Source organism: Paenibacillus physcomitrellae, from assembly GCF_002240225.1.
Taxonomy (GTDB): domain Bacteria; phylum Bacillota; class Bacilli; order Paenibacillales; family Paenibacillaceae; genus Fontibacillus; species Fontibacillus physcomitrellae.
The window spans coordinates 2551406-2572500 of sequence record NZ_CP022584.1; the positions used below are offsets into that span (position 1 = coordinate 2551406).

18 protein-coding genes and 2 rRNA genes (1 of these 20 cut by a window edge) are annotated in these 21095 nt (G+C 51.2%); 1 reads left to right on the forward strand and 19 read right to left on the reverse strand.

Going from position 1 to position 21095, the window contains the following annotated elements:
- Positions 1-51: 51 nt before the first annotated feature.
- From sigH to CBE73_RS11775, 10 genes are all read right to left on the reverse strand, one after another.
- The gene (gene sigH / locus CBE73_RS11730; RefSeq protein WP_094094362.1) at positions 52-699 is read right to left on the reverse strand and encodes an RNA polymerase sporulation sigma factor SigH; all 648 of its coding nucleotides are present in this window, start codon (positions 697-699) and stop codon (positions 52-54) included.
- A 159-nt stretch (positions 700-858) separates the two neighbouring features.
- Complete coding sequence (locus CBE73_RS11735; RefSeq protein WP_094094363.1) at positions 859-1380, reverse strand: NYN domain-containing protein; 522 nt, start codon at positions 1378-1380, stop codon at positions 859-861.
- 6 nt (positions 1381-1386) lie between these two features.
- Positions 1387-2139, reverse strand: a complete 753-nt coding sequence (gene rlmB / locus CBE73_RS11740; RefSeq protein ID WP_094094364.1) for a 23S rRNA (guanosine(2251)-2'-O)-methyltransferase RlmB — start codon at positions 2137-2139, stop codon at positions 1387-1389.
- Positions 2140-2273: 134 nt separating this feature from the next.
- On the reverse strand, positions 2274-2708 hold the full coding sequence (locus tag CBE73_RS11745; protein ID WP_094096271.1) for a Mini-ribonuclease 3: 435 nt from the start codon (positions 2706-2708) through the stop codon (positions 2274-2276).
- Positions 2709-2743: 35 nt separating this feature from the next.
- Positions 2744-4147 carry a cysteine--tRNA ligase gene (gene cysS / locus CBE73_RS11750; RefSeq protein ID WP_094094365.1) on the reverse strand — a complete coding sequence of 468 codons (1404 nt, stop codon included), beginning with the start codon at positions 4145-4147 and terminating at the stop codon, positions 2744-2746.
- 91 nt (positions 4148-4238) lie between these two features.
- The gene (gene cysE, locus CBE73_RS11755) at positions 4239-4931 is read right to left on the reverse strand and encodes a serine O-acetyltransferase (RefSeq protein ID WP_094094366.1); all 693 of its coding nucleotides are present in this window, start codon (positions 4929-4931) and stop codon (positions 4239-4241) included.
- Positions 4932-5468: 537 nt separating this feature from the next.
- Positions 5469-6926 (reverse strand): glutamate--tRNA ligase, encoded by a 1458-nt coding sequence (gltX, locus tag CBE73_RS11760; RefSeq protein WP_094094367.1) that lies wholly within the window; start codon positions 6924-6926, stop codon positions 5469-5471.
- A 128-nt stretch (positions 6927-7054) separates the two neighbouring features.
- Positions 7055-7528, reverse strand: coding sequence for a 2-C-methyl-D-erythritol 2,4-cyclodiphosphate synthase (gene ispF / locus CBE73_RS11765; RefSeq protein ID WP_094094368.1), 474 nt, complete (start codon positions 7526-7528; stop codon positions 7055-7057).
- Positions 7525-8229 carry a 2-C-methyl-D-erythritol 4-phosphate cytidylyltransferase gene (gene ispD, locus CBE73_RS11770; protein ID WP_094096272.1) on the reverse strand — a complete coding sequence of 235 codons (705 nt, stop codon included), beginning with the start codon at positions 8227-8229 and terminating at the stop codon, positions 7525-7527. Before ispD ends, ispF begins: the two co-directional genes overlap by 4 nt.
- 149 nt (positions 8230-8378) lie before the next feature.
- Positions 8379-9464, reverse strand: coding sequence for a PIN/TRAM domain-containing protein (locus CBE73_RS11775; RefSeq protein WP_094094369.1), 1086 nt, complete (start codon positions 9462-9464; stop codon positions 8379-8381).
- Between the two features lie 221 nt (positions 9465-9685).
- Here CBE73_RS11775 and CBE73_RS11780 point away from each other — a divergent pair, with 221 nt between their 5' ends.
- On the forward strand, positions 9686-10081 hold the full coding sequence (locus tag CBE73_RS11780; RefSeq protein ID WP_094094370.1) for a nucleoside triphosphate pyrophosphohydrolase family protein: 396 nt from the start codon (positions 9686-9688) through the stop codon (positions 10079-10081).
- Positions 10082-10178: 97 nt separating this feature from the next.
- On the opposite strand, the gene pssA is transcribed toward CBE73_RS11780, so the two are convergent.
- From pssA to CBE73_RS11825, 9 genes are all read right to left on the reverse strand, one after another.
- Entirely contained in the window at positions 10179-10901 is a 723-nt protein-coding gene (gene pssA, locus CBE73_RS11785) for a CDP-diacylglycerol--serine O-phosphatidyltransferase (RefSeq protein ID WP_094094371.1), read from the reverse strand.
- Positions 10902-11078: 177 nt separating this feature from the next.
- Positions 11079-12155, reverse strand: a complete 1077-nt coding sequence (disA, locus tag CBE73_RS11790; protein WP_094094372.1) for a DNA integrity scanning diadenylate cyclase DisA — start codon at positions 12153-12155, stop codon at positions 11079-11081.
- A 13-nt stretch (positions 12156-12168) separates the two neighbouring features.
- Positions 12169-13536 (reverse strand): DNA repair protein RadA, encoded by a 1368-nt coding sequence (radA, locus tag CBE73_RS11795; RefSeq protein WP_094094373.1) that lies wholly within the window; start codon positions 13534-13536, stop codon positions 12169-12171.
- Positions 13537-13805: 269 nt separating this feature from the next.
- Complete coding sequence (locus tag CBE73_RS11800; RefSeq protein WP_094094374.1) at positions 13806-16250, reverse strand: ATP-dependent Clp protease ATP-binding subunit; 2445 nt, start codon at positions 16248-16250, stop codon at positions 13806-13808.
- Between the two features lie 98 nt (positions 16251-16348).
- On the reverse strand, positions 16349-17416 hold the full coding sequence (gene mcsB / locus CBE73_RS11805; protein WP_094094375.1) for a protein-arginine kinase McsB: 1068 nt from the start codon (positions 17414-17416) through the stop codon (positions 16349-16351).
- 15 nt (positions 17417-17431) lie between these two features.
- The gene (gene mcsA, locus CBE73_RS11810) at positions 17432-17947 is read right to left on the reverse strand and encodes a protein-arginine kinase activator protein McsA (protein WP_094094376.1); all 516 of its coding nucleotides are present in this window, start codon (positions 17945-17947) and stop codon (positions 17432-17434) included.
- A gap of 153 nt (positions 17948-18100) precedes the next feature.
- Entirely contained in the window at positions 18101-18562 is a 462-nt protein-coding gene (locus CBE73_RS11815) for a CtsR family transcriptional regulator (RefSeq protein ID WP_094094377.1), read from the reverse strand.
- 631 nt (positions 18563-19193) lie between these two features.
- Positions 19194-19310 (reverse strand): 5S ribosomal RNA (rrf, locus tag CBE73_RS11820).
- Between the two features lie 143 nt (positions 19311-19453).
- Positions 19454-21095 (reverse strand): 23S ribosomal RNA (locus tag CBE73_RS11825) (it continues 1302 nt past the right edge of the window).

Here is a 21095-nt window from a genome sequence, read left to right on the forward strand (position 1 = left end):
GCAAAAAGTTTTATGAGATCAAATTGCATGTTCATGCCATTTTATTCGAAACTATAAACCGTCACGGACTTCGAGGTAACGCTCCAGCTTGCGCTTGACACGCTGCAGTGCGTTATCAATCGACTTCACATGTCGCTTCAAATCAACGGAAATTTCCTGGTAGGAACGACCGTCCAGATAAAGCATCAGTACCTTGCGTTCAAGATCGCTCAGAATTTCGGACATCTTGTCCTCAAGGCCGGTGAACTCCTCTTGGTTAATAATCAATTCCTCCGGATCACAAACCTGGGAGCCGCAAATGACATCCAGCAGTGTACGATCGGAATCTTCGTCATAAATAGGCTTGTCCAACGAGACATAAGAATTGAGCGGGATATGCTTCTGCCTTGTAGCTGTCTTGATCGCGGTAATGATCTGCCTTGTGATGCAAAGCTCGGCAAATGCTTTGAAAGATGAAAGTTTGTCTCCCTTGTAGTCCCGAATGGACTTGTAGAGACCAATCATGCCTTCCTGGATAATGTCTTCCCGATCCGCCCCGATCAAAAAGTAAGACCTTGCTTTGGCGCGGACGAAACTCCGGTATTTGTGAATCAGATATTCCAGGGCTTCACTGTCCCCAGATCGGACAGATTCTACGATATCTTCGTCACTCAGAATTTCATAATCTGATGTTATGAATAAGTTGAGTTCGACACTCAATACAATCCCTCCGGCCGCAACGCACGGTGCTCCGTCACTCTAGTCAAGTATACGACCAGTATATAGGAGACCATACACAGCGTCAACCACAAAAGTCCCTAAATTATGTCAGGTCGAACTTTGTCAAGGGCATCTGGAAGGAGTATTAATTTCTGCGCTTTATTGCCTGCGTAAGCGTTCCAGTTCGATCAGCAATTCCGGAGAAAGCTTACCAGCCACCGTATTTCGGCTTGAGGTTCGACTCTCCTCGACAATCCTTTCCTTCAGCTCCCGCTCACTTTGATCCAGCATCGTCCGAAGCTCCCGGGCCGAAAGCCGTAGGGCGCCCTGCCCAAAAATAACATGCTGCTCGATCATATCGCTGGTGGCCACATATATCCGGCGAAGCCGGTTGCTCAGCTCACGAACAAGGCGTTCAATACATTCGTCAGCAGTCTCTTTCTCCTTCGTAAAATAAATCTGCACCCGGCGCTGCTTGAAGGCTTTGCCCAAACCAGGCACCTGGTAAGCGTCAAACACAGCAATAACCTTCCAGCCGGAAAAAGCCTGAAAATCGGCCAGCCGCTCCAGCAGCCGGTCCCGCGCCTCCTGCATGCCGATTTTGGCCAGCTCAGCCAGCTCCGGCCAGGCGCCGATCATATTATACCCGTCAACGAGGAGCACATTCTGCACCTCTACCATAGGTTTCTAGCCTTGCTCGCGCCGGCGCAGCACTTCATACATAACAACCCCAGCGGCTACAGACGCATTGAGAGAGTTCAATTTACCGGCCATCGGGAGTTTGACGAGAACGTCACATTTTTCTTTAATCAGCCTGCCCATGCCTTTATTCTCATTGCCGATGACCACCGCTACGGGACCGTTAAAGATGTTAGTGTCATAAATGCCTTCCCGCGCTTCCACATCGGTACCGACAACCCAAATTCCCGCTTCTTTCAGCTGATCAATCGTTTGAGCCAAATTAGTAACACGAGCTACCGGCACGTATTCAACGGCACCTGCCGAAGTTTTGGATACCGTAGCCGTAATAGACGCTGAGCGGCGCTTCGGCAGAATCACACCATGAACCCCGGTGCACTCCGCTGTACGCAAAATAGAGCCGAGATTATGCGGATCCTCAATTTCATCCAAGATCAGCAAAAAAGGCGGACGGCCAGATGCGCTTGCCGCCTCCAGCAAATCTTCCACTTCAGCATAAGCATAAGGGGCAACCTGTGCCACTACGCCCTGGTGCTGCAGATCAGGCACCATTTGATCCAGCTTCCGTTTATCAACCGTTTGAGTAATGATCCCAAGCTTTCTGGCTTCGGCGATAATCGGTGCCGTAAGGTGCTTCTGAGCCCCTTCGGCGATCCATATTTTATTAATTGTCCGGCCGGCCCTCAAAGCTTCCAGCAGTGAGTGCTTCCCGCCGATCCATTCCTGTTGTTCCTGTTCCATATCATATTTCCTCCCTATGGAAAGAACTCTCAAACGAAAGCCTCTCCACTTTCGCATCTATAGTCCTTGATTTTTCCTTCTCAAGCCGCACTCTAGTTTCCCTTTATATAGGTAAAAAGTAGTATTTAATAAACTTATTCATCAGCTTCCAACAGTTTCATTCCCTGGTCAACCAACTGACGCAGCCTTTCCTGTTTGCCGCTGTAATACAGAAATCCGATCAACGCTTCCAAAGCAGTGGCATGACGGTAGTCAATGACATCGGCATTTTTGGGCACGCTTCCTGATTTGGCGTTGCGTCCCTGCCGGACTACGTCGTGCTCCTCTTCTGTCAGCTGCGGATCGATCAGGGCCAGCAGTCTGGCCTGGGATTTCGCCGAAACAAAACGGGTGGCCTGCACATGCAGGTGATGCGGCTTCAGCTTCGGCCGCGAAATCAGATACTGCCGCACCGCCACTTCAAACACGGCATCGCCGATGTAAGCCAGTACCAACGGCGGCAGCAGGTTAACCGGCTTGGATGCCGGATAAGGGAACCAGAGCGGCTCAGCAGCGCCGCCCTCTCCCATCCTTAAACCATCCTGCGGAGTCACATCATCCCGGCTCATTTCCGGCGCCACCGGATCCCCTGGGTTGTATCCTCCAGGATAATGCCCTGCGCATCCAGCAGGTCGCGAATTTCATCTGCTCGAGCCCAGTTCTTCGCTTTGCGGGCTTCGGTCCGTTCGACGATAAGCCGTTCAATCTCTTCACTCGGCAGCTCGGCGGCTTCTTCTTCATAAACCCGCAGCACACTGTTCATCTCGTCGAATACGGCCAAAGCGGCCAGCAGATCCGCCGGCTTGCAATGCGCGCGCTGCAGCAGCAGGTTAGCTTCGCTGACCCAGTCAAATACGGCGGTAATGGCATCCGGCGTATTGAAGTCATCCTGCATTTTCTCATGGAACTGCTTCAGGATGGCCTCCAGCTTCGCTTTGAACTCAGGCGTTGCTTCTTCCGGGTTGCCCTCTTGGCCGTTCAGGCGGTGCTTCACGTTGCCGACAGCGTTGGCGATCCGCTCCACGCTGCGCTGCGCCTGGTCCATCACCTCATCCGTATAATTCAGCGGGTTGCGGTAATGACCGGACAACATGAAATAACGAATCGCCGTCCGTTTATAGTTTTGACGAAGATCCTTGACCAAAACCCCGTTACCGAGGGATTTAGACATTTTCTCCCCGCCGATGTTGATATATCCGTTATGCATCCAGTAATTCGCCAGCGGTTTGCCGGTTAAGGCCTCCGACTGGGCGCATTCGCATTCATGGTGCGGGAACTGCAGGTCCTGGCCGCCGCCGTGAATGTCCAGTGTATCTCCAAGCAGGCTGCGGGCCATGGCCGAGCATTCGATATGCCAGCCCGGGCGCCCGTCTCCCCATGGACTGGACCAGGAAATCTCACCTGGCTTCGCGGCTTTCCACAGCACAAAGTCCTCCGGATGCTCCTTACGGGCGTCTACATCGATCCGGATACTGAATTGCAGCTCTCCGATATTTTGACCCGACAGCTTGCCGTAATCTTTGAATTTAGCCGTGCGGTAGAAAACGTCTCCACCGTTCTCATAAGCGTAACCCTTCTCCACCAATTCGGAGATAAAGTCGATAATCAGTCCCATATGTTCGGTTACCCGCGGATTAGCTGTAGCTCGCGGAATGCCAAGACCGTCCAGATCCTCGTAATAAGCCTGAATGAACATATCCGCCACTTCGGGAACGGTTTTGTTCATTTCTTTGGCAACCCGGATCAGCTTGTCGTCCACATCGGTAAAGTTCACTACGTAATTCACATCATAGGAACGATTCTGCAGATAACTGCGGACTACGTCGAAAAAGATCATCGGACGGGCATTGCCAATATGGATATACCCGTAAACGGTTGGTCCGCAAACGTACATAGCCACCTTGCCCTCGACTTGAGGGGTGAATACTTCTTTTGTTCTAGACATCGTATTATAGATTTGAAGAGCCATGAAAGCATCAATCCTTTCGCGCGGCACCTTGTGCAGACACCGCATCCCTAGTAAAGATATTGTTCCCCATTGTATCCTTAAACCGCCAGCGTCATTCCGAATGACCGGAGGTTCCCTGCGAAACCTGCTGTCCGGCCAGCTGCCGTTCTCCGAGCCCGCCCCGCAAATCCTGAACTTCCCTGCGGAGCTGTTCAATCTCTCTGTTCATGTTCTGAAGCGCATCGATAATCGGATCCGGCAGCTGATGATTCAGACGGTCCGTCCGTTTGCCTCCCTGCTTGACTACCTTGCCCGGAATGCCCACGACTGTTGTATTCGGCGGGACTTCCCGCAGTACGACAGAATTCGCCCCGATGTTACTTTGGTCCCCAACCGTAAAGGAACCCAGCACCTTCGCTCCGGAACCGATGACAACATTGTTGCCGATCGTCGGGTGGCGTTTGCCCTTCTCTTTGCCGCTGCCGCCAAGCGTCACGCCTTGATAAAGAACGACATCATCCCCGATGACGCAGGTTTCCCCGATTACAACCCCCATGCCATGGTCAATGAACAATCGTTTGCCGATGACCGCACCCGGATGGATTTCGATGCCGGTAAAGAAACGGCTAACCTGTGAAATGATCCGCGCCAGCGTGAACCAGCCCCGTTTGTAAAACTTATGCGCAATCCGGTGGCTCCAAATCGCATGCAGCCCCGAATAGGTGAACACAACCTCAAACCATCCCCGCGCCGCAGGATCATTGTCGAAGACAGCTTGGATATCCGATTTGAATGATCTGAACATACATGACCCTCCCCCTTGTTTGAACCCAAGTAGAAACCTGTTTGCTCTCTGACATATAAAAAACGCCCCTGCAGCATCATGCTGCAGAGACGTTTTCAGGCGCGGTCCCACTCTGCTTATCTGCACCTTGGCCGACCTGCTGGGCAGGGATTACCGGACAAGGACAAGATCCTCTCAGGTGTCCTTAACGGGGACAAAGCGGCACACTCTACAGCAGAAGGTCCATCTCCTTCTTTATGCATTCAAGCGGCAGCTCCAAGGTGCATTTCAGCCGTACGGTCACCGGATGACTCTCAGCCGTGCTGCTTCCCTTGGGAGCCGCCGGTCATCCTCTCTGTATGGTGCGTAATCAGGCTTACTTCTCCTGTTCATCGCTGGTTCATTTTTATTTGGTATGGCTTTAATGTGTATCGTCTTATTCCTACATCTTACTCAAAAGCCTTCCATCTGACAAGAAGCCGGCAATCATTATCTTAAATTTAAGATACCCTGTAATCCGGGCGGGATTTCCTGAATAATGGCCGGAACTCCAGAAGTTTAGCCTTTAATTTGAGATTTAAGACGATCCATAACCTTATCTTTGCCAAGCAGGAAAATCGTCTGATTCAAATCACGGCCGTGCATTTGTCCCGTAAGAGCTACCCGGATCGGCATAAACAATTGTTTGCCTTTAAATCCGGTCTCCTTCTGCACTTCCTTGATCAAAGCCGCAATATGCGGCGCGCTGAACTCCTCCGACGAAGTCAGCTTATCCAGGAACGCCTTAAGCACCGCCGGCACCTGTTCTTCAGCCAGGATCGCTGCTGCCTCGGCATCCAGCTCCAAATGCGTCCGGAAGAACAATTCGGACAGACCGACAATGTCGGAAGCCGCAGTCATCTGCTCCTGATAAAGGGCAACCAGAGCTTCAGCCCACTGCTGCTGTTCAGCTGAAAGCTCCTGCGGCAGGCGGCCTGCCTGCTGAAGATGCGGAATCGCCAGGTCGGCAATCCGATGCGGATCGGCATTTTTAATATAATGGTTATTCAAATGCGCCAGCTTGTTCGTATCAAATACAGCAGGGCTGCGCGACAACCGCTTGGCGTCAAAGATCGAAATCAGCTGCTCGCGAGTAAAAAACTCTTCTTCCCCTTCCGGCGACCAACCGAGCAGGGAAATGAAGTTGAACATCGCTTCCGGCAGATAACCCAGCTTGTCGTATTGTTCAATAAACTGGATGACGGACTCGTCGCGTTTGCTCAACTTCTTATGGTTCTCGCCAACAATCAACGTCATATGCGCAAATACCGGAGGCTCCCAGCCGAACGCGTCATAAATCATCAGCTGGCGCGGCGTGTTGGACACATGGTCTTCCCCGCGCAGCACGTGCGAGATCTTCATCAGGTGATCGTCCAGCACCACCGCAAAGTTATACGTCGGGATGCCGTCTTTCTTCACAATAACGAAGTCGCCGGAAATATCCGACTCCACACTGATTGTACCTTTAACCAAGTCGTCCCAGGTAAAGGTCCGGCCTTGCGGTACCGTGAAGCGAATGCTCGGTACACGGCCTTCCGCTTCAAAGGCTGCCCGCTGTTCATCCGTTAAATGACGGCATCTGCCGGAATAACGAGGCGTTTCCCCTCTGGCCTGCTGCTCTTCACGTTCTGCTTCCAGCTCTTCTTCCGTGCAATAACATTTATAAGCAAGTCCGCGGTCCAGCAGATCCTGCCAATATTCTTTATAGATATCAAGACGTTCCGTCTGGCGGTATGGACCGTAATCTCCAGCAACATCCACGCCTTCATCCCAGTCCATGCCCAGCCATTTCAAATACTTCAGCTGGCTTTCTTCCCCGCCTTCCACGTTCCGTTTCAAGTCCGTATCCTCGATCCGGATAATGAATTTCCCTCCCTGGCTGCGGGCAAATAAATAGTTAAACAAAGCGGTTCTCGCATTGCCGATATGTAAATGTCCTGTTGGACTCGGTGCGTAACGGACACGTACTTCGCTCATTGATAAGTCCCCTCCATCATTGACGATTATTTCTGTAAAAAGTAATTACCCGGCATCAGCGCATTTGCGCCTGAAATCCCGGGTTCATTTCACGATCATAGCATATTTCAAACAAGACGGCCAATAGATTATGCCGTCAGACAGACGATGCACTGCGCCGCAATACCTTCCCCCCGCCCGGTAAATCCGAGCTGCTCCGTTGTGGTCGCCTTAACGTTGACATTAGCCTGATCGGTCTTCAATGCCTTCGCGATAACCTCCACCATCTGCGGAATATAAGGCGCCATCTTCGGGCGCTGGGCAATAATCGTGGCGTCCAGGTTGCCCAGCTTGAGGCCGCGCTTCTCTGCCATCACCCACACTTCCTCTAGCAGCTTAAGGCTGTCCGCATCTTTAAAGGCCTGATCGGTATCGGGAAAATGCCGGCCGATGTCCCCTTCGCCGATGGCGCCAAGAATGGCGTCGCTGATCGCGTGCAGCAGCACATCCGCGTCGGAATGGCCGAGCAGCCCTTTTTCATGAGGAATGGTTACTCCCCCAATAATACATGGCCTGCCTTCCACCAGCTGATGGACGTCAAAGCCCTGACCTACCTTAATCATCTGTTGTCCTCTCCCTGCTTCTGCCGTCCGGACCTGATCCATGCCGCAAAATCCAGATCCTCCGGTGTTGTAATTTTAATGTTCGTATAATCGCCTTCTACAATTTTAACCCGGGTTCCCCTGCGTTCTACTAGCATCGAATCATCGGTGCCGATAAAGCCGTCCTTACGGGCGTCCTCATGCGCTTCCATAAGCTCCAAACGCCGAAAAGCCTGTGGGGTTTGAATGGCCCACAAGCTCCGCCTGTCCGGTGTAGCACTTACGTACCCCTCCCCGTCAACGACCTTCACCGTATCCTTGACCGGGACGGCCAGCACGGAAGCGCCGCTCTCCCAGGCTCCTTCGCAGCAGGCATGGATGAGCGCACCGGTCACGAACGGACGTACTCCGTCATGTACCAGCACCCACTCAGCTGTCAGCTGCTGCAGCCCTTTATATACCGAATCCTGACGTTCGGACCCGCCCGGAATCACCTTGGTCACTTTATCCAGTCCATAGCTGCTCACCCACTGACGGCAGCGCTCCACATCCTGTTCGCCTGTGACAAGCACAATCTCCGAAACGAGGGGCTCCCGCTGGAAAACCTCAAGCGTATGTACAATAATCGGTTTGCCGTCCAACAGCAGATACTGCTTGCTTTCGGCCGTACCCATCCGCGTTCCGCGGCCTGCCGCTACAATTACTGCGCCTGCCTGCCGCATCGTTCCCTTATCCGTCACTGGTATCTCCTGCCCTGCTCAATTATGATGACGCGGAAATCAGGTCCCGCCCGCTAACGGCGCAGCTAAACACCGCTGCCAGCCGGTTCCGGCTGCATTCCTTCCGCTGTTCCTTCATCCATCATACCTTGTTATTGGGCTTTTTCCAACAGTTTCGGCTTGGCAAAAATCATCCGTCCCGCCGAGGTCTGCAGCACGCTCGTCACCAGCACCTCGGTGATGCTGCCGATATAATCGCGTCCTCCCTCGACGACAATCATCGTGCCGTCATCCAGGTAAGCCACGCCTTGTCCGTATTCCTTCCCGTCTTTGATAACCTGCACCATAATCTCTTCGCCCGGAAGCACTACCGGCTTCACGGCATTAGCCAGGTCATTGATGTTCAGCACGGATACGCCCTGCAGTTCGCACACTTTGTTCAGGTTGAAATCATTCGTAACAACCTTGCCTTGAAGCAGCTTGGCTAATTTGACCAGCTTGCTGTCTACTTCAGAGATTTCTTCGAAATCGCCTTCGTAGATTAGCACCTGCACATCCAGTTCCTTCTGGATTTTGTTCAGGATGTCCAGCCCTCTGCGTCCCCGGTTGCGTTTGAGCAGGTCCGAAGAATCGGCGATATGCTGGAGCTCTTCCAAGACGAATTGCGGAATAACAATGGTGCCTTCAATAAATCCGGTTTTACAAATGTCCGCAATCCGCCCATCAATAATGACGCTCGTATCCAGAATTTTATGCTCATGTGCCCATTTCTCTTCGGTCTGGACGGCATTCCATTTGCCGGACTTCCAGAAGGAACCGAGCTCTTCCTTTTTCTCCAGCCCGATTCGCAGCCCGGCATAACCAAACAGGCAGGCACTGGCCAGCCTTACCCAATCGCTCATCTCCCCAAGCCAGGTTGTAGCCGGATAAAGAAGCAGCGAAATCAGCAGTCCCGCAATCAATCCCACCGAACCGGCTGCGAGCTGGTCCATCGGTTGCCTCGATAAAGAGCTGATGCCCGAAAGCACCCGGTCTGAGATCATGTTGGCAAAAATAGAGAAGATCAGAAGGAACAGACAAGCTCCCACAGCAGCAAAAATAAGATGAACGCTCAACTCATTCATAGAGACCATTGCATGTTGGAATGACTGCGGCAGAAACGAAAACATGGCTTCATTGGTATATCCAGCCCAGGCCCCGCAGAGGCCTGCCATAATTTGAAAGGCTCTCTTTAACATGGAGTCCTTTCACCTCCTTTTAGTACCCAGTATGAACCAAATGTTGGAATTTCAATCCGCGGATAACGAAATATTTTTTGGAATTTATCAAGGCAAAAGGGGTGTTGCGGGTTCCTATGAAGGAGCGGTCGGGTGAGAAACTGTTTTCTTTCTGGTTGAAAATGGTTTTAGGCCTAGACTATAATAAATGCAACTTAACTTAATTAAAGGTGGATGGAAAAATGAGCGCATTAACCTTACAGTCTTTTCAGGAACAAGTCTCCGAATTGCTGCTCCGTCACCGTAGTCTGCTGGATGTTCTCTCTAAAAACGGCCAGAGCAGCGCTTCTGTCAATCGAGCTGTGGTCAAAGCGGTAACGGAATGCGGCTGCATTGAACTCCATGCGACCAAACAAATTCTTGAACCGGAAATGAGCCTGGAGCAGGCGAAAGAAGTTGCGGGCAAACATGTCCACGGACAATTGTGCGACGCATGCCGCGAAGCGATCAGCGCCGAACTCGGACGCAATTTATTCTACATGTCTGCACTTTGTAATTTGCTTGATATCAATATGGATGAAGTTGTTGAGAATGAGTCCAAGAAATGCAGCACGCTCGGATTGTTTAACTTGTCTTGAGTCTAACTAAAATAAATCTAGTCTCCGCCCTTGTGCGGGGTCATATTAAAAAAGCCTTCCGCATGCCGGAAGGCTTTCTTGTTGCTGCTATTTGTATTTATGAGTTCTTGGAGCGATATACATCTTCCGAGGAATGATCTTTCCGTTTAAAGAACCGTTCTATATTCTGCTTAACACCGTACAAGGCATAAATCACAAGCGGGATAAAAATCAGTTTGGATAACTCCTCCGGAAATTTCACGGCAATGATAATTGCTGCGATTACGATCCAAGGGGCAATCCAGATGGCTTTACGCGGCAGACCGATTTTCTTGAAATTCGGGTATCTGACCGAGCTAACCATTAAATAAGAGAGCAGCAGCATCGCAATAATGAAATAAGGAGCGCTGATTTCTTTATGGAACAGCGACAGCGTCGCGAGCACACTTCCCGCAGCCGGAATCGGCAGACCTACGAAATAACCCGGAATGCCTGGCTTAACGTTGAACCTTGCAAGCCGCAGTGCGCCGCACATCGGGAAGATCGCCGTAACAATCCAGGCAAGCGCTGTAGGCACGCTATGGAACGAGATGCTGTACATAATCATGGCCGGCGCAATGCCGAAAGAAATGACGTCTGACAACGAATCAAGCTCCTTACCGAATTCGCTTTGGCATCCCAGCGCTCTGGCAGCACGCCCGTCGAGTCCGTCCAGCAGCATCGCCACAATGACCATGATGGCCGCCAAACTGTACTTCCCGCTTTGCGTCAACATGATGGCGATCATTCCGAGAAACAAGTTACCGAGCGTAAACATGTTCGGAATTGATTTAGTTATCATTTCTTCACCTCTGTAATTATTGTTCCCAACCCGCCTTTGAATCAGCCTGAAACCGCCCGAGCGTTACTTGGGAATACCAGCAGCAGCTGGCAAACTTGACGCCGTGTAGACTTAAAAGGATAGAAAAGGATAGGGTCCGGCCCAATGCTCCAGCCGCATCCCTGTATTTTAGATGAATCAGATTTGCCTGTCAATAAATACCTGATCTTGCAGACGCTTTAAACCTTCTTTGATCGCTCTGGCCCGTGATTCTCCGATACCGTCCACTTCATCGAGCTCTTCGATCGTAGCCATCATAATACCCGGCAGCATCTCAAAACGTTCGACCAAATTATGGACAATGACATTAGGCAGGCGAGGAATCTTGTTCAGGACCCGGTAACCTCTTGGCGCAATAATTTCCTCCGAGGTTGCCGATGCCGACGAGTAACCAAGCAGACGCGTAATATGGTGGATATCAAGCAGCTCGTCATCACTGGAACGTTTGAGGCCTATAATGATATTACGAATGGCTTCGTCATCGTCTTCTTTGGCATAGTCCTTATACAGCAGCCATGCCTCTTCCTCCATATTGCTGACAAGCTCCTCCATCTGCATGCTGATCAGTCGGCCTTCCGTTCCCAGCTCGTTAATGAAACGTTTGATCTCGAGCTTGACGCGGATCACCATTTCCACCCTTTGAATGACATTAATCACCTCAGGCAGCGTCACCAGTTCCTCAAACTCCGAGGCAGAAAGGTTGGTCAAAGCCTGATTCAGTACGGATCTGTACTTCTCCAGCGTCTGGATCGCCTGATTGGCTTTCGTCAGGATGACGCCGATTTCTTTCAGCGAATACCGCAGTGCGCCCTGATACAGAGTTATAATATTCCGCCGCTGGGAGATCGATACCACGAGTTTGCCCGTCTGTTTAGCCACCCGCTCAGCGGTACGGTGCCGAATCCCGGTCTCCGAAGAGGAAATCGAAGAATCCGGGATCAGCTGCGTGTTCGCATACAAAATCCGCTTCAAATCTTCACTTAGAATAATGGCCCCGTCCATTTTGGCCAGCTCATACAGATAGTTGGGCGAGAAATCGCAGTTGATGAAAAATCCGCCCTCCACTACCTCCATCACTTCAGGACTGTAACCGACAACAAGCAGGCCGCCTGTTTTGGCGCGGAGCACGTTCTCAAGCCCGTCGCGAAAGGCAGTTCCCGGCGCAACAAGCCTAAGCAGGTCATTCATTTTCTCCAGTTGATTCGGTTCCTTCATTCCCTCTTGCCCCCTAATTTAAAGCGGCCGACAGCGCTTCTGCTACCGTGTTCACGCCAATGACCTTTATTTCTTTGGGGCTGTTCCACCCCTTTAAACTTTTTTCCGGTAAAATAACCCGCTTAAAGCCCAGCTTTGCCGCTTCCCGCACCCGCTGCTCCGCCCGGGACACCGCCCGGACTTCGCCCGTCAAACCGATCTCGCCGAAGATCACGTCTTCCGGCTTGGTCGGAACGTCCCTGAAGCTTGAAGCGATGCTGACCGCAATCGCCAGATCGACGGCCGGCTCATCCAGCCGCACGCCGCCAGCCACATTCAGGTAGGCATCCTGGTTCTGCAGGAACATGCCCATCCGTTTCTCAAGCACCGCAATGATCAGGTTCATGCGGTGAAGGTCAATACCCGTTCCCATTCTTCTTGGAGCCGGAAAATGAGTAGCCGCGATTAGCGCCTGCAGCTCCACCAGCATCGGACGTGTGCCTTCCATGCTTGCAACGACCGTTGAACCCGCCGCTCCGGCCGACCGTTCCGACAAGAAAAGCTCGGAAGGATTCGACACTTCCGCCAAGCCGGATTCATTCATTTCAAAAATACCGATTTCATTAGTGCTCCCGAAGCGGTTCTTCACCGCCCGCAGCAGACGATACGTATGATGCCGTTCTCCTTCGAAATACAGCACACAGTCCACCATATGCTCCAGCATCCGCGGTCCGGCGATGGCACCTTCTTTCGTAACGTGGCCCACCAGAACCGTAGCAATACCCTGCCCTTTGGCTATACGCATGAAACGTCCCGTGCATTCCCGTACTTGCGAGACACTGCCAGGCGCGCTTGTAATTTCCGACAAAAATACCGTTTGAATCGAATCTATAACCAGAAAGTCCGGCTTCACACTGTCGATGGCTTCTTCAATCCGTTCGACACTGCTTTCGCAGAGTACATACAACTCCGCAGATAAAGCGCCAAGTCTTTCGGCACGCATCTTCGTCTGACGGACGGATTCCTCGCCTGAAATATACAGAACCCTCAGACCCGACTTGGCCAGCTCATGCGAAGTTTGCAGAAGCAGGGTCGATTTGCCGATCCCCGGATCGCCTCCGACGAGAATGAGGGATCCAGGAACAAGACCTCCTCCAAGCACGCGGTTTAATTCACCGATGCCGGTCTGTACTCTTTGCTCAGTACCACTATCTATGCTTATGATGGGAAGCGGCTTTTCTTTACTTTGGAAAATGCCGGACGACATGCCCTGCGTCTTCACCACGGTGTCCAGTTCCTCCACCATGGAGTTCCACGCACCGCATCCCGGACATTTTCCGTACCATTTTGGTGTTTCATAGCCGCATTCCGAACAGAAAAATTTTGTTTTAGTTTTAGCCATTGACCTCTCCCTATTCAATAGTTGCCAATAAAAAGTTTACCACTTCTCATGACAGAACAAAAGTTCCTCCCGCTCTATTTTTCCTATCCTTTTCATCGGCAAAATTCGGAAAATCTTTAGCTGGTCATCAGCTGACCATTAGCAGACCAATCCTCTTCCTGATTGGCGAAAAATAAAGGCTGCCCTGACAATGCGTGTCAGAACAGCCTTCGGTTACTTTCCCCTATACTTCATATGAAGTTTTGAATGAACTTATCTGGTTAACGAGCTTACGCTTCCGAGGAGATTTTTCCAGCCGGGTTCACTGTCAGCTCGCCGTTCTCCTCATCGATGATGAGAGAATCGCCTTTCTTCACTTTGCCGGTCAGCAGTTCTTCGGACAAACGGTCCTCGATATGCTTCTGGATCGCGCGGCGGAGCGGACGTGCACCGTAAGCCGGGTCAAACCCAGCTTTGGCCAGGAACGCTTTCGCTTTGTCGGTGAGCAGGAAGTCGACGTCGTATTCGCGCAGCCGTTTGCGCAGTTCTTCGGACATGAGCGTAACGATTTCGGCAATGTGGGTTTCCTGCAGGGAATGGAAGACGATAATTTCGTCGATCCGGTTCAGGAACTCCGGACGGAAGCTCTTCTTCAGCTCATCCATCACTTTGCCTTTCATGTTGTCATAGTCCGCACCTGCATCAACCGCAGCGGTGAAGCCCATGGTCGTGTTGCGTTTAATCGCCTCGGCGCCGACGTTGGACGTCAGGATGATCAGCGTGTTGCGGAAGTCAACGACACGGCCTTTAGAGTCTGTCAGACGTCCATCTTCCAGCACTTGAAGCAGGATGTTGAAAACTTCAGGGTGTGCTTTTTCGATTTCGTCGAGCAGAACTACGGAATAAGGTTTGCGGCGTACTTTTTCCGTCAGCTGGCCGCCTTCTTCATAACCCACATATCCCGGAGGCGCTCCGACGAGACGGGAAGTCGAATGTTTCTCCATGTATTCGGACATGTCGATCCGGATGACCGCATTTTCATCACCGAACATCGCTTCGGCAAGCGCGCGGGCAAGCTCGGTTTTACCTACGCCGGTTGGTCCAAGGAAAATAAACGAACCCATTGGACGTTTCGGATCCTTCAGACCCGCACGAGCACGGCGGATGGCACGGCTGACAGCCTTAACGGCTTCTTCCTGGCCGATGACGCGTTCATGCAGGATTTGCTCCATGTTCATGAGGCGTTCGGTTTCTTCCTCTTTGAGTTTGTTCACAGGGATACCAGTCCAGCTGGCTACCACCTGAGCGATATCTTCAGGCGTTACCTCGGAATCAGTACGGCCTTGTTTTTCTTTCCATTGGTTTTTGGTGGTCTCCAGCTCTTCCCGGATCTTCTGCTCCGTATCGCGGAGAGCCGCCGCTTTCTCGAATTCCTGGGATTGGACCGCAGCATCTTTCTCCTTGCGGATGTCCTCCAGACGACTTTCAAGCTGTTTCAGGTTTGGCGGAGCCGTATAAGAGTTCAATCTGACTTTGGAACCCGCTTCGTCGATCAAGTCGATCGCTTTGTCCGGCAAGAACCGGTCAGAGATGTAACGGTCGGACAGCTTGACAGCCTGTTCAATCGCTTCATCGGTAATTTTTACGCGGTGATGCGCTTCATAACGGTCGCGCAGACCCATCAGAATTTGAATGGCTTCTTCCGGAGATGGCTGGTCAACCGTGATCGGTTGGAACCGGCGTTCCAGCGCCGCGTCTTTCTCGATATATTTTCTGTATTCATCCAGCGTTGTGGCGCCGATGCACTGCAGCTCGCCGCGGGCCAAAGCCGGCTTCAGGATGTTGGAGGCGTCGATCGCGCCTTCCGCGCCGCCTGCACCGATCAGCGTATGCAGCTCATCAATGAAGAGGATGATATTGCCCGCTTGGCGGATTTCATCCATGATCTTTTTGAGGCGGTCTTCAAATTCACCGCGGTATTTGGTTCCGGCTACGACAGAACCCATATCCAGCGTCATAACGCGTTTATCGCGCAGCGTTTCCGGAATTTCGTTATCCACGATCCGTTGGGCGAGACCCTCGGCGATGGCGGTTTTACCAACCCCTGGTTCACCGATCAGCACCGGATTGTTTTTGGTCCGGCGGCTGAGCACCTGAATCACGCGTTCAATTTCTTTGGCGCGTCCGATGACCGGATCGAGATTGCCTTCTTTAGCAAAAGAGGTAAGGTCGCGGGCCAAGCTGTCCAGTGTTGGCGTATTGACGTTTGCCGGCTGGCCGTGATGGCTGGATACCGCTTCGCTGCTGCCCAGCAGCTGCAGCACTTGCTGGCGGGCTTTGTTCAGGCTGATGCCCAGGTTGTTCAGCACACGTGCCGCAACACCCTCTCCTTCACGAATCAATCCCAGCAAAATGTGCTCTGTGCCCACATAAGTATGACCGAGCTTCCGCGCTTCATCCATCGAAAGCTCGATGACCTTCTTGGCGCGTGGTGTATATGCAATATTGGTCGGCTGTTCCTGGCCGCGTCCAATTAACGTTTCAACTTCATCTTGAATCTTCTCTAGTCCAAGGCCGAGTCCGACAAGCGCTTTAGCGGCAATGCCTTCTCCTTCACGAATCAGCCCCAGCAAAATATGTTCTGTACCGATATTATTATGGCCGAGCCTTACCGCTTCTTCTTGAGCCAAGGCCAGCACTTTTTGCGCACGTTCTGTAAATCGTCCAAACATCATTCTCCTGCACCTCCATGATTGGTGAATTAACCTTCTTTTACTTTATGCGTTTCTTAGATGTATCTCTAGATGTTGTATCCTTAGGTTTGTCTAAGGTGTCACTTTAAACCTTTACCCAGTTTCTCACGGATCAGTCTGGCACGAAATGTATCCATTTCGCCAGGTTCCATGCTGCCTTCGTAGTTATTGTACAAAAAGCCTGGCTGGGTAAGCACCATCAATTCATTCAGGCACTGAGGGGTAATGCCTTCGATCAGCCCTAGATCAATGCCGAGCCGCACATCCGATAACCGCTGAGCCGCTTCCTTCGAGTCGATCATTGCCGCATAGGACAAAATGCCGAAGGACCGCATCACCCGGTCGGTAACCCGGAGCCGCGATTCGCTCAACAATCTTTCGCGGGCCGTCTTCTCATGACCGATAATTTGGAGCACGACGCTGCGAAGATTATCAATAATTTCCGCTTCGTTTTGTCCCAGTGTAATCTGATTTGAGATTTGAAACAAGTTCCCCATCGCTTCGCTGCCCTCGCCATAGATTCCCCGGACTGTCAAACCGATTTGGGATACGGCCGACAAAATGCGGTTAATCTGCTGCGTCAGCACTAGCGCCGGCAAATGCATCATGACCGATGCGCGGAGACCGGTACCCACATTCGTAGGACAGCTGGTCAGATACCCTCTTCTATCATCAAAAGCAAAATTGACATGGTCTTCAAAAATATCGTCCACAGCCGTTGCCTTCTCCCAGGCTTCCTTAAGTTGAAAACCCGGATACAAACATTGGATGCGGAGATGGTCTTCTTCGTTGACCATGATGCTTAAGCTTTCATCATCACTAATAAATACAGCGCCATTTCGGGATTCATTGGCCAGGTTCGGACTGATCAGATGTTTCTCGACCAGCATCTTCTTGTTCAGCTCATCCAACGCGGAAAGCTCAATCGGATGAATCTCGCCATAAACCTCTAGCCTTGGATCCCCAAGCACTTCCTTCAGTTCATCCTGAACTTCTTCCAAATGCCGGTTCGTAGCCAGCAGTGGAAAAGGATGCTCCTGCAGATTGCGGGCAATCCGCACCCGGCTGCTGATGACGATCTCCGACTCGGCGCCGGTCGTCTTCATCCAGTGGCTAAGCGGCTGCTCGGTAAAACGAATAGCACTCATTGTTTTGACCCCCTATCACTCGCTAATTTGTCTCTCGAGCTCCCGGATTTGGTCCCTGAGCTGGGCAGCTGCCTCAAATTCCTCTTGACTGATGCTCTCCTGCAAACGGCGTTTCAAATCTTCGATTTGACGTTTCGTCCGGATTTCTCCACCAACCCGTACCGGCACTTTGCCGGTGTGGACCGTGTTGCCGTGAACTCTTTTGAAAAGCGGGTCCAAACGGTCATTAAAATATTTATAACAAGAGCTGCAGCCGAATCTCCCCAGCTTGCTGAATTGGGAATACGTCATGCCGCAAACTTCACATCTTAAATTTTCGGGGCTTGCCGCCCGTTTCCCTTGCTCGACCGTCTCGAAATTGAGCAGCCCGGACAAAAGGTTATGAATGGAGAATCCTCCCGATGTTCCGGGAATCAATTCCCCTTTTTCCCTGGCACAGGTCTCACATAAATGATATTCGCTTTTATCTCCATTTACAATTTTACTGAAATGAAGACTGGCCGGTCGCTTTCCGCATTCCTGGCAAAGCATTCGGCATCCCTCCTTACGAAATATCTGACATGCGGTACGAATCCCTACAGAACATTTGCTTAATGCGATTCAAAATCTTTCAATACCTTAAACCTTAAAGCTAATCAAAACCTTCCAAAACCCTTTAACATCTTATCAAAACAACCCTATCCGCTACCTGCTGAGCAGCGAAATTAACATGGCTTTCATAATATTGGCTCTGATCTGATCACGATAAGGAAGCTTTAGAGCCAATACTTCTCTGGAAATAGCCGCTCTCATCAGATTGGCTTCACGAGGCGTCAACACCTTCGCTTCCTCCAATTGATAAATCAGCCCTTCTGCAGCCGACTGCCCCATTTCAGAGCCGATGGTCTGATGCAGATGAGTATGGAGCGACATCGGTCCCGGAAGCTCCACGCGCCTGATGCGAATATAGCCGCCGCCGCCGCGCTTGCTCTCCACAAGATAACCTTTCTCCAGCGTAAATCTAGTGCTTATTACATAATTGATCTGGGAAGGCACACAGGAGAATTTATCAGCCAAATCATTACGCTGAATTTCTACGGCACCGGAAGGACTATCATGCATCATGCTTTTTAGATATTTCTCAATAATATCCGAGATGTTGCGCAATCCCTTCCCCTCCTCAGTAATACAGAACACCTTTGTAACTTAGAATCGGTTATTATTGACTTTGACTTTCTTTGACTTTATTCATATTATAGCACACTTTTTATTTTTGCCAAGAGCTTTCGCTTTTATAATTACTTTCCCTTTTATTGATTAGTTTGGGTCTCCAAGTCTTTATTTATTCTTATAAATAATCAAATCCGCTCCTTCTTATTATTACCCGGTTTAAGTTTTAGCGAACAAAGTTGTCCCGGTGTTATCCCCATTTCTGAGGGTATATTCAGCGGTCTTGATTAACAAAACTGCTGATCGAATCAAAATCTGTGGATAACGTCGCAAAAAACAGCAGATTTAGCCGGCATCAAACCTAAACCGAATCTAAACTATGCTGTTTACACTAATAAGCCGTGGATTATGGGGATTAGCCTGTGTGTTTGTGGAGAATAAAATCACTTGCTGTTTCATTTTTGTACACGACTATGGATAAGCTGTGCATGACCAGAAAGGAAAATGCGATTTCCCTAGCCGGATGGAGGGCATTTGGGGATAACCCGCGGATAATTTCAAAACCAAGATTAACGCTTTGTAAAAAAATAAAGACCACCGTTGAGTTATCAACAGTGGTCTTCAGTTTGCTTGGCGGCGTCCTACTCTCCCAGGACCCTGCGGTCCAAGTACCATCGGCGCTGGAGGGCTTAACGGTCGTGTTCGGGATGGGTACGTGTGGAACCCCTCCGCCGTCGCCACCAAACATGAGTTTTGCGCTGCTTTACTTCCGCGTCTTTCGCTTTAGCAAAATATCAGACCTTAGAAAGGACTTGCAGCTTAAAATCGGTTCAGATGTTTAATCCCCTGAAAACTGGATACGAAACAATCAATTGCGATTAGATCTATTTGGATAAGCCCTCGACCGATTAGTACTGGTCAGCTCCATGCATTGCTGCACTTCCACCCCCAGCCTATCTACCTCGTCGTCTTCAAGGGGTCTTACTAGTTGGGAAATCTCATCTTGAGGGGGGCTTCACGCTTAGATGCTTTCAGCGCTTATCCCTTCCGCACTTAGCTACCCAGCTATGCTCCTGGCGGAACAACTGGTGCACCAGCGGTGCGTCCATCCCGGTCCTCTCGTACTAAGGACAGCTCCTCTCAAATTTCCTACGCCCACGACAGATAGGGACCGAACTGTCTCACGACGTTCTGAACCCAGCTCGCGTACCGCTTTAATGGGCGAACAGCCCAACCCTTGGGACCTACTTCAGCCCCAGGATGCGATGAGCCGACATCGAGGTGCCAAACCTCCCCGTCGATGTGGACTCTTGGGGGAGATAAGCCTGTTATCCCCAGGGTAGCTTTTATCCGTTGAGCGATGGCCCTTCCATGTGGTACCACCGGATCACTAAGCCCGACTTTCGTCCCTGCTCGACTTGTCAGTCTCGCAGTCAAGCTCCCTTTTGCCTTTGCACTCTTCGAATGATTTCCAACCATTCTGAGGGAACCTTGGGGCGCCTCCGTTACTCTTTAGGAGGCGACCGCCCCAGTCAAACTGCCCACCTGACACTGTCCCCATGCCCGATTAGGGCACCAGGTTAGAACTCCGATACGATCAGGGTGGTATCCCAACGGCGCCTCCAAGGAAGCTTGCGCCCCCTCTTCCTAGGCTCCCACCTATCCTGTACAAATCGTATCAAAGTCCAATATCAAGCTGCAGTAAAGCTCCATGGGGTCTTTCCGTCTTGTCGCGGGTAACCTGCATCTTCACAGGTATTAAAATTTCACCGGATCTCTCGTTGAGACAGCGCCCAAGTCGTTACGCCATTCGTGCGGGTCAGAATTTACCTGACAAGGAATTTCGCTACCTTAGGACCGTTATAGTTACGGCCGCCGTTTACTGGGGCTTCAGTTCATAGCTTCGGGCTACCCCTAACCACTCCCCTTAACCTTCCAGCACCGGGCAGGCGTCAGCCCGTATACTTCGCCTTACGGCTTCGCACAGACCTGTGTTTTTGCTAAACAGTCGCTTGGGCCTTTTCACTGCGGCCCCCTCGGGCTATTCACCCTACCGAGGCACCCCTTCTCCCGAAGTTACGGGGTCATTTTGCCGAGTTCCTTAACGAGAGTTCTTCCGCGCGCCTTAGAATTCTCTTCTCGCCTACCTGTGTCGGTTTACGGTACGGGCACCTTCACCTGGCTAGAGGCTTTTCTTGGCAGTGTGAGATCATGACCTTCGCTACTGCAATTTTCGCTCCCCATCACAGCCCAAGGTTATGTAGCACGGATTTGCCTATGCTACCCTCTCACTGCTTGGACGGACATCCATCAGTCCGCGTCACTACCCTGCTGCGTCACCCCATCGCTCATAGCGGTTTACGGTGGTACAGGAATTTCCACCTGTTGTCCTTCGCCTACGCCTGTCGGCCTCGCCTTAGGTCCCGACTTACCCTGAGCGGACGAACCTTCCTCAGGAACCCTTAGGCTTTCGGCGGATCAGATTCTCACTGATCTTTTCGTTACTCATACCGGCATTCTCACTTGTATG